The 12,283-nt window shown below is 61.6% G+C and carries 13 protein-coding genes; 7 read left to right on the plus strand and 6 right to left on the minus strand.

The genetic code is table 11. The features are described from left to right. Nucleotides 1-86 precede the first annotated feature (86 nt). Complete coding sequence (locus tag IVB19_RS27030; RefSeq protein WP_247820113.1) at nt 87-437, plus strand: RidA family protein; 351 nt, start codon at nt 87-89, stop codon at nt 435-437. A gap of 69 nt (nt 438-506) precedes the next feature. Here the strand turns inward: IVB19_RS27030 and IVB19_RS27035 are convergent, their stop codons facing one another. From IVB19_RS27035 to IVB19_RS27050, 4 genes are all read right to left on the minus strand, one after another. Next, on the minus strand, nt 507-1,715 hold the full coding sequence (locus tag IVB19_RS27035; protein ID WP_247820114.1) for a multidrug effflux MFS transporter: 1,209 nt from the start codon (nt 1,713-1,715) through the stop codon (nt 507-509). Nucleotides 1,716-1,895: 180 nt separating this feature from the next. After that, nucleotides 1,896-3,071: a helix-turn-helix transcriptional regulator gene (locus tag IVB19_RS27040; protein ID WP_247820115.1), complete on the minus strand. Its 1,176-nt coding sequence runs from the start codon at nt 3,069-3,071 to the stop codon at nt 1,896-1,898. Nucleotides 3,072-3,389: 318 nt separating this feature from the next. Beyond that, nucleotides 3,390-4,148 (minus strand): methanethiol S-methyltransferase, encoded by a 759-nt coding sequence (mddA, locus tag IVB19_RS27045; protein ID WP_247821709.1) that lies wholly within the window; start codon nt 4,146-4,148, stop codon nt 3,390-3,392. 176 nt (nt 4,149-4,324) lie between these two features. Then, nucleotides 4,325-5,212 (minus strand): class I SAM-dependent methyltransferase, encoded by an 888-nt coding sequence (locus IVB19_RS27050; RefSeq protein ID WP_247820116.1) that lies wholly within the window; start codon nt 5,210-5,212, stop codon nt 4,325-4,327. A 176-nt stretch (nt 5,213-5,388) separates the two neighbouring features. Between IVB19_RS27050 and IVB19_RS27055 the strand changes: the two genes are divergently transcribed. The 3 genes from IVB19_RS27055 (at nt 5,389) to IVB19_RS27065 (ending at nt 7,891) form a co-directional block, all read left to right on the plus strand. Then, the gene (locus tag IVB19_RS27055) at nt 5,389-6,339 is read left to right on the plus strand and encodes an AraC family transcriptional regulator (RefSeq protein ID WP_247820117.1); all 951 of its coding nucleotides are present in this window, start codon (nt 5,389-5,391) and stop codon (nt 6,337-6,339) included. Between the two features lie 196 nt (nt 6,340-6,535). Continuing rightward, a complete protein-coding gene (locus tag IVB19_RS27060) occupies nt 6,536-6,712 on the plus strand; it encodes a hypothetical protein (protein ID WP_247820118.1) in 177 nt (58 codons plus the stop codon). Nucleotides 6,713-7,108: 396 nt separating this feature from the next. After that, nucleotides 7,109-7,891, plus strand: coding sequence for a Crp/Fnr family transcriptional regulator (locus tag IVB19_RS27065; protein ID WP_247820119.1), 783 nt, complete (start codon nt 7,109-7,111; stop codon nt 7,889-7,891). Here IVB19_RS27065 and IVB19_RS27070 read toward each other — a convergent pair. Both IVB19_RS27070 and IVB19_RS27075 read right to left on the minus strand, forming a co-directional pair. Continuing rightward, complete coding sequence (locus IVB19_RS27070; RefSeq protein ID WP_247820120.1) at nt 7,866-8,828, minus strand: glycosyltransferase family protein; 963 nt, start codon at nt 8,826-8,828, stop codon at nt 7,866-7,868. The two genes, IVB19_RS27065 and IVB19_RS27070, sit on opposite strands and share 26 nt — an antisense overlap. Nucleotides 8,829-8,840: 12 nt before the next feature. Next, nucleotides 8,841-9,128, minus strand: coding sequence for a hypothetical protein (locus IVB19_RS27075; RefSeq protein ID WP_247820121.1), 288 nt, complete (start codon nt 9,126-9,128; stop codon nt 8,841-8,843). A gap of 354 nt (nt 9,129-9,482) precedes the next feature. Here IVB19_RS27075 and IVB19_RS27080 point away from each other — a divergent pair, with 354 nt between their 5' ends. The 3 genes from IVB19_RS27080 to IVB19_RS27090 are packed head-to-tail and all read left to right on the plus strand — an operon-like array spanning nt 9,483 to nt 12,282. Then, on the plus strand, nt 9,483-10,583 hold the full coding sequence (locus IVB19_RS27080; RefSeq protein WP_247820122.1) for an inositol-3-phosphate synthase: 1,101 nt from the start codon (nt 9,483-9,485) through the stop codon (nt 10,581-10,583). Beyond that, nucleotides 10,583-11,182: a histidine phosphatase family protein gene (locus IVB19_RS27085; protein WP_247820123.1), complete on the plus strand. Its 600-nt coding sequence runs from the start codon at nt 10,583-10,585 to the stop codon at nt 11,180-11,182. The genes IVB19_RS27080 and IVB19_RS27085 overlap by 1 nt, the downstream gene beginning before the upstream one ends. Then, nucleotides 11,179-12,282 carry a CgeB family protein gene (locus IVB19_RS27090; RefSeq protein WP_247820124.1) on the plus strand — a complete coding sequence of 368 codons (1,104 nt, stop codon included), beginning with the start codon at nt 11,179-11,181 and terminating at the stop codon, nt 12,280-12,282. The genes IVB19_RS27085 and IVB19_RS27090 overlap by 4 nt, the downstream gene beginning before the upstream one ends. The last annotated feature ends 1 nt before the right edge of the window (nt 12,283 follow it).

Consider the following 12,283-nt stretch of genomic DNA (forward strand, 5'->3'; position numbering starts at 1 on the left):
AAGACTTGGCGCTGAGATCTCTTGCAACGACACTGATATTGAAATGTGCGATATGCCGCCCGTCACACACAACATCGGTCCCCATCATGATCCAGCGCGTCTTGCCGTACGAAGGTCTGCTCCACGAAGTGGTCGAGCATCATGGCGTGCTTTACATCGGTGGCATCGTCCCCGAGGACGCGACCCTCGACATGTCGGGCCAGGCAAACGACGTCCTCGGGCAGTTGGTGCAGTTGCTCAAGACCCTCGGATCCGATCTGAGCAACGTCTTGCAGGTGACCATCTACATGACCAGCCTCAAGGAGAAGGCAGAGTTCAATGCGGCCTGGAAGGCGCACTTTGCAGAGGCTCATCTGCCGGCGCGCGCCGCAATCGGCGTGGCCGATCTCGGTCCCGGCGTCAAACTCGAGATCACAGCCGTCGCCGCTCGACAATAGTGGCATGCCAGGGCGCCGCAAAGAACCTCACACCAAACCCATTGTGTTCTCGGCAAGATCCACCTCAGATTAGCGCCGCTCGTGAAGGATAACCGCCACGAGCGACGTTACTGTCAGCACGATTCCTAGCCCGACGGCCGGATCGCTGGCGACAATCGCCGCGAGAGAGGCACCGCATGCAGCGCCCGCCATTTGCGAGAATCCGAACAGGGCTGCGGCGATACCGGCCTTGCTGCCAAACGGCGACAGCGCTGCCGCGCTCGACAGCGGGCTCACCACTCCGACGCCGAACAGAAAGACGGAAGCCGCTAACAGAAATGGCAGCAGCGCGCCGTTCGTGAGCAGCACCGCGCAAAGCAGCCCGACGCCTCCGAGGACGGTTAATCCCAAACCGACCGACGTCGCACGGCAGGAACCAACCCGCGCCGATAGCCTAGGCGCCAGCATGCCGGCCGCAGAGACCAAGAAGACGACTCCCGCAAATAGCTGACCAAGTGTGATTGGCGAGAATCCAAACGATTCGAGCAGCACCCGCGGCGCGCTGGAGAAAATCGCGAATAGACCGGCCATCACCAGTCCAGCGGTTCTAGCAGGCGCAACGAACCGGCGATCCCGAACAAGCTCCAGATAGGAGCCGGCAATTTTGAGCGGGTTCAGAGAACGACGCGCGCCGTCATTGGTTTCGCCGACGAAGGTCGCATAGGCCAAAGCCGTGCAGAGCGCGAAGGCCGCGACAAAGGCAAATTCCGAGCGCCAGCCAAAGAATAGATCGAGCGCACTCCCCAGCAGCGGTGAAAAGCCTGGGGCGGCCGCGGTTGCCATTGTGATCGAGGCCATGACCTTTGCAAGTGCCTGGCCATCGAACAGATCCCGGGCGATCGCACGTGAAAGCACCGAAGCCGCACATGCGCCGCAAGCCTGCATCGATCGGCCGATCAGCAGGCTCGATAGATCGCGCGCGAAAGCGCACCAGATCGTACCGGCGATGAAAATTCCGAGCCCTATCAGAATCGGCATGCGTCTCCCGAACCGGTCCGACAGCGGGCCGGCAATCAATTGCCCTATGGCGAAAATCGCCAGAAAGATCGTGAAGGCCGACGTGACCGCCGCGCTGGATACATGCAAATCGGCCGCGATTACCGGCAGCGAAGGCAAGAAGATGTTGGTCGCAAGGATGCCTGTCGCCGCCAGGGCACAAATCACTATTCTGCGCGCCGCCGCCCCTGCTTGACGTCCGTGCCCCGCCGCAGAAACCGTGCCCTCGACTTCAATGGACATGCTGCGCTCCCAAGTCCTGTCCAGATGCGGCGAGGCAGGGACGCCTGATCACCTACCCCACTGCATGCTGGCCGGACGCATGCCATCCTGAACAACCACTGCTTGGGTGTCGTCCTGCGAATGTGCGAGGAGCGCGCAAATATTTGCTGCTTCTGGGTGCTGCAATGAGCGCCCTCTCTCCTATCCCGCCAGGGGCGTCGTATAGCCTGCAACCAGCTTGACGAGATCCGCCTGGCGCGCGGTGCCTGTTTTTTCAAACAACCGGCTGACATGCGTCCTAACCGTGCTATCGGCGACCCCGAACGCCATAGCGACCTCAGGAACGCCACCGACCTCGACGATGGCCAGCAACACGCGGAGTTCGGTCGGCGTCAGCTTGAACGCGCTACCGATGGCTCCGGGAACAGAAGCAACCGCCAGCGACGCCTTGCGAACGAACAAGGCCGCCGTGGCGGTGTAAACAATACCAGCACGCCGTCGCGCGCCTGACGTGAGGGGCAATGCATGGGCCACATAGCGGTCGCCCTCCCTGCCGGTCAGCGGCAACGCGATGCCCCTTATACCAAGTGCGGCATCGCCCTGCCCCGCGGTGGCGAAGACATCTCGCAGGGTGCGGTCGACGTGAGGATCGCTGGCGACCAGCCGCCCGCCCACGGAACTCAGAATATCACGAGCGTCGAGAATGGCATTGCCGGCCGTATTGGCGTGAATGAGACGTCCACCGGGATCGACGAGATACATGCCAGCACCGAGCCCGTCCAACGTGTCAACGAACGTCGCGAGTTCAGCGGCCTTGAACTCGAACATCTTGCCGATCACGACGGCACGCCTGACATGCGGCGCGATCAGCCTCATTTGCCGGCGCGCGTGCTTGTCGACGATCCCATTTCGCCGGTGGCGGAAGACCCCGAAAATAGCTGTGCTGACCGTGGTCCTGTCGACAACCGCGCTGACAAAATCGACAAGCCCCTGGGGCTCGGCCCACTGCCGGTATAGTTCACTCTGGGTGAGTGCTGCGAAAGACATCAAATCTGTCGTCGCGATCGGCTGCTCGAGGTCACCGAGAAAGTGCCCCTCCGCGGAGGAATAAATCTGCCGAAAGAGTTCGACCCGCAACGGCACGTCAAATCCAAAGCGATGGGGCACCGTGGCGTGCTGGACACCGAGGTCCTTGCAGAACAGCCCGCCTGCTGCGCCGCCAACGAATTGCACGATGCTGACGATGGCGTCCTCCCAACGAGAGGGATCGATGGCGGCATCGTAGATGACGCTGATCAGATCGCTCAGTTGCTGCTGATCATCTGAATTGCCTCTCGACGATTCCGAGACCGACCGCGGATGTGAAACCCTATTCATTCGAAGACGCGCCCCCGGTGTGAGGATAGCTGTGAGACAACTTTAAGCTTTTCCGCTGATAGCGAGCCGGTATCGCGCTCAAATCATTTTGATCGTGTCCTTCCGGAGCCGCGGGGAATATCGGCCATCCTTCAAATGGAGGATGGTCACTGCGATCGGTGATCCTCTTGGCCGGACGCTTCAGGTTGGAAATGAGTTGATCAGAACGCGATGCGCACGCCGCCCTGGCCGTGTCGATCCGGCTGCGACCGGACGCCGCGCCGCTTGAATCCACCCCTGCTTGCGGACTGATTGGCCTGTCTTGACGAGCGTCTCGGGTCAGACGTCGGCGTCCTGGGACGCGGCGAAGCTTCGGCGTGAAAACGGGACGAGCATGGCCGCGTGACGGCGGTAGCGGCGGTACCGGTCGCCGAACTGGTCGATCAGATCGTGCTCTTCCAACTGAATGCCGATCAGGATGTAGGCGGTGACGCCAAGCGAATAGAGCAGATGACCGACCGTCATCGCAGGCGTGGCCCAGACTGCGAGCAGGATGCCGAGATAGATCGGATGGCGGACATACCGGTAGAGAAACGGCGTGCGGAATTTGGCTTCGGAGGGTTGTTTACCGAACAGGCGCATGAACACCTGGCTGAGGCCGAACAACTCGAAATGATTGAGAAAAAACGTGCTGGCCACCAGCACGACCCAACCCAGCCAGAAGACGGCGTCGATCGCCCCCGCCGCGATCGGGTGGTTCACGGTCCAGACCGGCGTGGGGATCGGCTGCCACTGCCAGTACAGCAACAGCAGCGCAAAGCTGGCGAACAGCACGTAGGTGCTGCGCTCGACCGAAGCCGGCACGATCCGCGTCCACCAGCGCTTGAAGCCCTGACGCGCCATCACGCTGTGCTGGATCGCGAACACTCCGATTAGCAGCACATCGATGACAATGCTTGGCAGAACCGGACCAATGGCCCCGGAATCGATAGACTTTGGAACGACCAGATTCCCGGTGAAGCCAATGAGATAGAGCAACGCGATCAGCGTCACACCGTAAGCGGCAGTCCCGTAGAGGACCGCAATCAGACCTGCCATCAATCTTCTCCCAGAGAGTTCAAGTTTTTTTGCATCGATGGTCCGATCGGCAGCGGCGGCGAAGGTGCTTACAGTGAAGATATTTCGAGCGGCGACCGGCGCGGGTACCTCACCGCCCGGCCGCGGCGGTAATCCCGGATTCTGCGCGGTGACCATCCAAGAGCTCGAATTCATCATCACGCCTTCAGGCGGACGAATTGTTTCAACTCGTCCTTCAAGGCCGCCACCAGCGTATCAAACAGACGAGCACCCTTCGGGCCGGCTTCCCGATAAACCTCCCCCGCGGGACCGATCGCGAGCTGAAACGCGACCGCTTCGTCGAGATCTCGCCCGACCAGGACTTCGGCATCGATCCGTTCGAACCTGATGTCGCCGTAGCCGGCAATCATCAGTTGCCGGGTCACGGCCTCGGGATCGGTCATGGAAAACGGTCCGGGGCCGCAGGTTGCGGCGTCTTCCCTGATGGGAGGCAGGTAGCGAAGCAGAACCTCCTTCGACAGTGTAAGCCACGGATTGTCCGCCCGTTCGCGCCAGACGACCATCGTCATCAGTCCACCCGGCTTGAGCGCAAATCGCATGTTGCTCAAGCCAGCCGTTGGGTTTTCGAAGAACTGGGTTCCAAAGCGAGAGAAGCAAAAATCATGTACCGGCTCGAACGGATGGGTCTGAACATCCGCTTCGAGAAAGCTGAGATTGGTCACCCCTGCCTCCTTCGCATCTGCGCGGCCGACGTCGAGGAAGGCATTGCAGCAATCGAGGCCGAGGACGGATCCGGTCGGTCCGACGCGCCGCGCAAGTTCAATTGCGGTGTCGCCCCAGCCACATCCCACATCCAGGGCCCTGTCGCCGGCTCTGATCGGCAGCGACGGGAATACTTTAGCGCTATGCAGGTGAAGGCCGCCGGCGAGGATGTGCCGCCACGCATTGAATTTCGGAGCCAGTACCGCGTTCCAGAAATCGATATACGGCGTGACGGTTGCGGTAGCCTGCGCGATGCTCATGATCGAGATATCCGTCTGCTGGGTTGCCATCCAGAACCCCGTCGTGGCGTCCCGCTTTTCCATTCTTCCGCAACCGGTTCCGCGTCCGCCTGACCGTCTGGACAGCGTCTCAAGGAAACGTGGAGGAATCGGTTGCTTGGCAGTTCATTCATGAGCCCCGTATAAGCGCGGGGACCGCCACGGTGAATGATCGCCCAGCCGGATCAGTTGACCGATCGTCCAAATCTGAGATTAGCCTAATGATCGATCCGCTATCTGAAGTGCTTCGATCGGTTCGCCTGACCGGCGGCATTTTTCTGGATGCGCGGTTCACCGCGCCGTGGAGCGTCCATACGCAGATCGTCGCTGAGGACTGCGTGACCTTCGCGGTCAAGCCCTCGCTGCTGATCGCTTACCACTTCGTCATCGCCGGAAAATTTCTGCTCAGCGTCGACGGCGAACCTACAGTCGAGGTGCGGGCCGGCGAGATCGTACTGCTGCCGAGAAACGATGTTCATACACTCGCCAGCGACGCGGGTCTGGTACCGACAAACGCGCGTCATCTCATTCAGCCGTCACCGGATGGGGGGCTTGCAAAAATTATGCACGGCGGAGGCGGTGAGCCGGCGCAAATCGTGTGCGGTTTTCTCGGCAGCGAGGAAACCTATAATCCGTTGATCGCGGCCCTGCCAAGAGTGCTGAAGCTCGACATTCGCGAGGGGGTCGCACGCGACTGGATCGAGGCTTCAGTGCGATATGCAGCCGGCGAACTGACGGCCGGCAGGTTCGCCTCGTCAAACCTGATGTCTCGGCTTTCCGAACTGCTGTTCGTAGAGGCGATGCGCCAGTATTCCGTGACATACACCGATCAAGATGGAGGATGGCTGAAGGGGATTGCCGATCCGCAAATCGGACGCGCGCTCGCCTCCATTCATCATAACGTCGGGCTGCCGTGGTCCGCGGAGTCCCTTGCGAGAGAAGTCTCGATGTCGCGGAGCGCCTTCGTCGACCGCTTCACAACCCTGATCGGGGTGCCACCAATCCGGTATCTGACCATCTGGCGGCTTCAGGCAGCCAAGGTGAGCCTACGAGAAACACGCAAGCCGATCGACCAAATCGCAGAGGAAGTGGGTTACGGATCCGGAGAAGCATTCAGCCGGGCGTTCAGGCGTGAATTCGGCCTGGCGCCTGCGCGATGGCGGCAACGCTGACAACGCAATTGATTGCGCACGCGTCAAGTTTCAGAACCTGCCTCCATAGGGGGACGATCAGGAAATGATGCGTCGCCGTCGCGGCGAGAGCCGTAGCGGGTCAAAACCGGCCCTGGACGGTCGGAATCGCACCTCTTGTCTATCTCGCACAGCGGAGCATGTGACCAGCTGATAGGCACGTTCCAGTGCCCTCGGCGTGGACCTGGAGCACGGGCACGCGTCACGCACGCCGATTTCAGTGCGCACAAACCCGCGATATCGGCGATGGGTCGAGATCGGCGAAGGCACGCACATGGTCCTGCTGGAGAAGAACCGGTTGCAGGCCTTCGACGCGATCAATCAGTTTCTCTCGGAACAGTATGAGCATGACTAGCGCGATCATCGCGGATCCCGGCGCGAGAACACAGATGCTGCGGCTGATGCTCCCCCGATCGAACTGGGAACAACCATCTTGAGCGCTGCTCGCGCTTCCGGTTCCCGAATCGTCTAATCCGTGAGGACGATCGTCTGCGCCGTCAGCTGTTCCGGAACCGCTTGACTGTTCAGGGGCTATCCGCGGATCGCCGAGGCCACGCCGAACCGGGAGAAGCACCTCGTCATCGACGCAGACGTGATGCCCGGGCGCCGATGGTGCCGCCTACTTGTTGTTTCCTGGCGCTCGCTGGGCAGACAAACAATCACCCGTATGGAGTGAAACTATCAAAGTTTAATGCGCTCTGTCGTTCTCATCGATCAGATTGGGGACGGGTTCTGAGTTATTAGGCGACCAATGCAGGCAGGATTTGCGTTCTCCAAGCTCGCCGACCGGTTGGCGAGCCTCACTCCCGTAACGGCCGACGATCTCCACCTGCTCGCGGACATGGCAAGCACAATCGCGCATCTCGGTTCGCGTCAGGCCGTTTTGCGGCATGGCGATGATGCCACCCAGTGCTGCCTGCTCCTTCAGGGATATCTGTCGTGGCAGGATGCAGAGAGTGCGGACGGGCAGATCACGTCAATCCATGTTCCCGGTGACATCGCCGATCTGCACACGCTTTATCGTCCTCGCGTTGACGGCAACCTGATCGCGCTCGGCCCTGCCATCGTCGCTCTCGTGCCACACCGCTTCTTTCACGATTTGTCCGCGCGTTCGCCCGCGATGTCTCGCGCATTGCTGCTGATGCTGCTCACCACACACGCCATTCAGCGCAACTGGACAGTGAACCTGGGTAGCCGTGATGCATTGACGCGCGTGGCGCATCTGCTGTGCGAGATCACCACCCGGCTGCAAAGCGTCGGCTTGGCGAGAGATTTCAGGCTGCCGTCACCCTTCACCCAATCGGACCTTGCGGCAGCATGCAGCATCTCCCCGGTCCACGCCAACCGCACGATTCAGGAACTGCGACGATGCAATCTCCTGCAATGGCAGGGTAAGACGGTAACGATCACGGACTGGCAGGGACTCGTGCGGCTCGCAAGATTCGATCCGACTTACCTGGGCATTTCGTCCAGCCGCGACGATGCGTCGTCCTCGCGTCTCAGGCCACTTACGGCGGACCTTGCGCTCGCTTGAGCTCCTTTCGGACGACACCTTGGAGACTTGCGGAACGTGCAATCAGAGCCTCCCGCGCCTCTCCGAGGACATCATCCCAATTGCCCGGTGTCCTCTGATGAAACAGCCGCAGGCTCGGATACCAAAGGGAATGGGCCTCGGATGACGGCCAGCGCCAGTCGCAATCCGCATGCAACAACACCCACGCGTCACAGCCGAGCGCTCCCGCGAGATGGGCGACCATGGTGTCAACGCAAATGAGGAGATCGAGCCGCTGGAGGAGATGACCGAGAACCGTAACGTCAGGCGTGCTGACGTCTCTCGCGCCGATCTCGGCCAGTTCGCACGTTCGGGCCCCCCGTTGCAGTGAGCAGAGCGTCACGCCGGGAACGGCAAGATGTCCCAACAGGGATGGCGGAACGGTCCTCCGCTTGTCCCAATTGCCGACTTCCCAAACCAGGCCCACGGCAAGGCCCCTGAGTTCGAGACCTCGGTCTTGCGGGAGCGCTGGTTCGATCTTGGTCGGCAACGACAGGTAAGGTGCGCGCATTTCGACCTGCTCTCGCCTCGCCCTTATGGCATGCGGCACCTCCATAATCTCGATATCGACCTCGAAGTCGACCTCAGGTGCACCATCATGGAGCGCGAAGGCCCGATCGACGCCAGCCGCTCGCTCGACCAGCGGCAGAAGCTCGCCCTGGCACCAGACCGTGACGCGGCGCGCGACGTCACGAAGCGGCCGCATGAAGCGCAGGAACTGGATGGTATCGCCGAGTCCGTGGTAGCAGCGGACCAGCACATCCTTGCCCCTCAGTTCCTCACCCCGCCAGATCCGCTGCAGGTGACGCGGCCCGGTGTGCTTGGGTGGATACGCAAGCATTGCCAGATCGCGGTCATTGATCGTCCAGGCGCGTTCGAAATCGCCTGCCCGCATCGCCTCGGTCCAGCTGCCCGACACGTGGTGATCCAACTAGCGCCGCACGAATTTGTGAAAGCGGCTCGGCTTACCGTCCTTGGTCTGGTCCTGATGGAGGAAGGCAATGCCGGCCTCGTCGAACTTGGCGAAGAATTCGTCCCAGCTGATCCGGTCGAGACCTTCATCGGGCGGATCGAAATCGATGCGCAGGATACCGGCGTGTCCGTCCTCCTCCGTAGCCTTGACCGTCGCAGGCTTTCCGCCGCGCTCCTCCGCCCATTTCCGGATCACATCATGGCTGTTGGTCTGCTGGGCTTCGCTGGTTTGTGATTTGGATGACATGTGACACCTCGATTGCTGACAAGGAGCGAGCGACGGATCGGCCCTCGCGTCGGACTGTTTCGCCGTGAACGCCGGGCGCGAGCATTTGTTCTTTCGTAGGCCGGACTCTCTCAAAGCATCATCTTCTTCATCTTCATCATGGAAGCTTTTCGTTCCCACCAACCTGCCCGGGATTCTATCCCAGGTTAAGCACGCGAGATTTTTTCGGCCGGAATCCGGCGTGAGGCGGACATAGTGCCGTGAGTTCAGGAACGAACATACGTTCCCCACGTTCGCCGACGTACTTACGTCAACACTGCATCTCTTCAACACTGCATGCCTTAACGCTGCACGTCTTCCGGAGGGCCTCGATCCATGCATTCTCGTCTTCAGGACAGGCGGCGCGTGCGCGTCGGCATCGTCGGTGTCGGCAATTGTGCGAGCTCCTTCGTTCAAGGGCTCTCCTATTACCGGGACGCCAAATCGAATGAGCCGGTGCCTGGGCTCATGAACGCCGATCTCGGCGGCTACCACATCAGCGACATTCAGGTCGCGTCAGCCTTCGACGTCCATGCCGGCAAGGTCGGACGCGACGTGGCCGAGGCGATCTTCGCAACGCCGAACAACACGCACCGCTTCTCCGACGTCGCGCCCACCGGCGTCATGGTCCAACGCGGCCCTGTCATGGACGGCGTCGGCCATTATCTCAAGGACGACGTGCCGATTGCGGATGTCCCGGAAGCCGACGTCTCCGAAGTGCTCGCGACCTCGCGCACGGACGTGCTTGTGTCCTATCTTCCCGTCGGCTCGCAGCGTGCGAGCGAATTTTACGCCGCGCGCGCGATCGAGGCCGGCTGCGGTTACGTCAATTGCATCCCGGTCTTCATTGCCTCGAATCCCGACTGGCGGCGGCGTTTCGAGGATGCAGGCCTGCCGATCGTCGGCGACGACATCAAGAGCCAGGTTGGCGCCACCATTCTGCACCGTGTGCTCGCCAATCTCTTCCGCGAACGCGGCGTGCGGCTGGACAGAACCTACCAGCTCAACGTCGGCGGCAACACCGATTTCAAGAACATGCTCGAGCGCGAGCGGCTGACATCAAAGAAGATCTCCAAAACCCAGGCCGTAACCAGCCAGTTCGACGTGCCCATGGATGCCGACAATATCCATGTCGGCCCGAGCGACCATGTGCCGTGGCTGACCGACCGCAAGCTGGCCTTTATCCGCCTGGAGGGCACCACGTTCGGCGGTGTTCCCTTGAGCGCGGAAGTCAAGCTCGAAGTCTGGGACTCCCCGAACTCGGCGGGTGTCGTGATCGACGCGGTCCGCTGCGCCAAGCTCGCCATGGACCGCGGGCAGGCCGGCGCGCTGACGGGCCCATCGAGCTATTTCATGAAGTCGCCGCCTCAGCAGTTCACGGACGAAGAGGCCGGACGGCGAACGCGCGCCTTCATCGACGACAAGGCGTACACCTGATGGCGAAGATCATTCATCTGATCCGCCACGGGCATCATGCCCTGCTCGGCCGCACGCTCTGTGGCCGGATGAAGGGCGTGGAGCTCGATGATCTCGGCTGCGAGGAAATCGCGCGATGCGCCGATACCTTCAGGCCGCCGCCGAGCATGGTTCAGTCGAGCCCGCAGCGGCGCTGCATGCAGTCGGCCTGCATCCTGGCGGCGCGCTTCGGCTTGCCGGTCGAGATCGTGCCGGCACTCGACGAGCTTGACTACGGCGAATGGACCGGACTGTCCTTCGAGGCACTCGCCCGGGATCCCCGCTGGTTGCACTGGAACGAACAACGCGGAACGAACCGCCCGCCGGGCGGCGAAAGCATGCGGTCGCTTCAGAAGCGCGTCGTCGCCCATCTGGAGCAGCTGCGCAACGATCATGGTAGCGGCACCGTCGTCGTCGCCGTCAGCCATGCCGAACCGATCCGCGCGGCGCTGCTGCACTATTCCCGGAAAGAGCTCGACGACTTCCTCTCGATCGAGATCGACCCCGGCAGCGTCAGCACCCTCAGCGTGGACAATCGCGGACTCAAGATCACCGGGATCAATCAGCGGGTGCCAGCGTGAAGATCGTCATTTTCGGCCTGACAATTTCCTCGTCCTGGGGCAACGGTCACGCCACCCTGTGGCGAGGGCTTTGCAAGCATCTCGCGCGAGCCGGCCACAGCGTCGTCTTTTTCGAGCGCGACGTGCCCTACTACGCGGGCGCGCGGGATTTGCACGAACTGCCCGGCGGGCAATTGCGACTGTTCTGGAACTGGGACGATGTGCTGCCTTTGGCGCGGAGCGAAATCCGTGATGCAGATGTCGCGATCATAACGTCCTATTGTCCCGACGCGATCGCCGCGACAGAGCTTGTCCTGTCCGAGGGTCGTGCGGTGCCCGTGTTCTATGACCTCGACACGCCGGTCACGCTGGCGAAGCTGATGGCCGGCGAGGCCGTTCCCTATATCGGGCCGCGCGGCCTGCGGGATTTCGCCCTGGTCCTGAGCTTCACCGGCGGTTCCCGCATCTGCAACGAATTTCGCGACAGGCTCGGCGCCTGCAACGTCCGCCCGCTCTACGGACACGTCGATACGGACATCCATCGGCCGGTGCCGTCGCAGCCGCATTACCGTGCGGATCTGTCCTATCTCGGCACATATTCGCAGGATCGCCAGCGCGCGCTCGAGGCTCTGTTCGTCGAACCCGCACGTAACAGGCAGGATCTGCGCTTCCTGATCGGGGGTGCACAATACCCGGAAGATTTTCCCTGGTCGCCAAACATCTACTTCGTGCAGCACTTGCCGCCGTCGGAGCACGCGTCGTTCTTTGCGTCGTCCCGGCTGACACTCAACGTCACGCGGCGGGCCATGGCGGAGATGGGCTGGTGCCCCTCCGGCCGCCTGTTCGAAGCCGCTGCCTGCAAGGCCCCGCTGCTCAGCGACGACTGGCCGGGACTCGATGAATTCTTTGTACCTGGGCAGGAGATCCTGATCGCATGCGATGCGAAGGACACGCTTGCTGCGTTGACGATGGCCGACGCCGAGCTTCAGCACATTGCCGGGCGCGCCTATGAACGGACCATGGATCAGCACACATCCGACAAGCGCGCAGCCGAACTGATTTGGCTGCTCGAGCAGACGGCATCGCTCGGCGCGCGCCGACAGCAACCCGAGGAGGCCTGAT

The organism is Bradyrhizobium sp. 187 (assembly GCF_023101005.1).
GTDB classification, from domain to species: Bacteria; Pseudomonadota; Alphaproteobacteria; order Rhizobiales; family Xanthobacteraceae; genus Bradyrhizobium; species Bradyrhizobium canariense_D.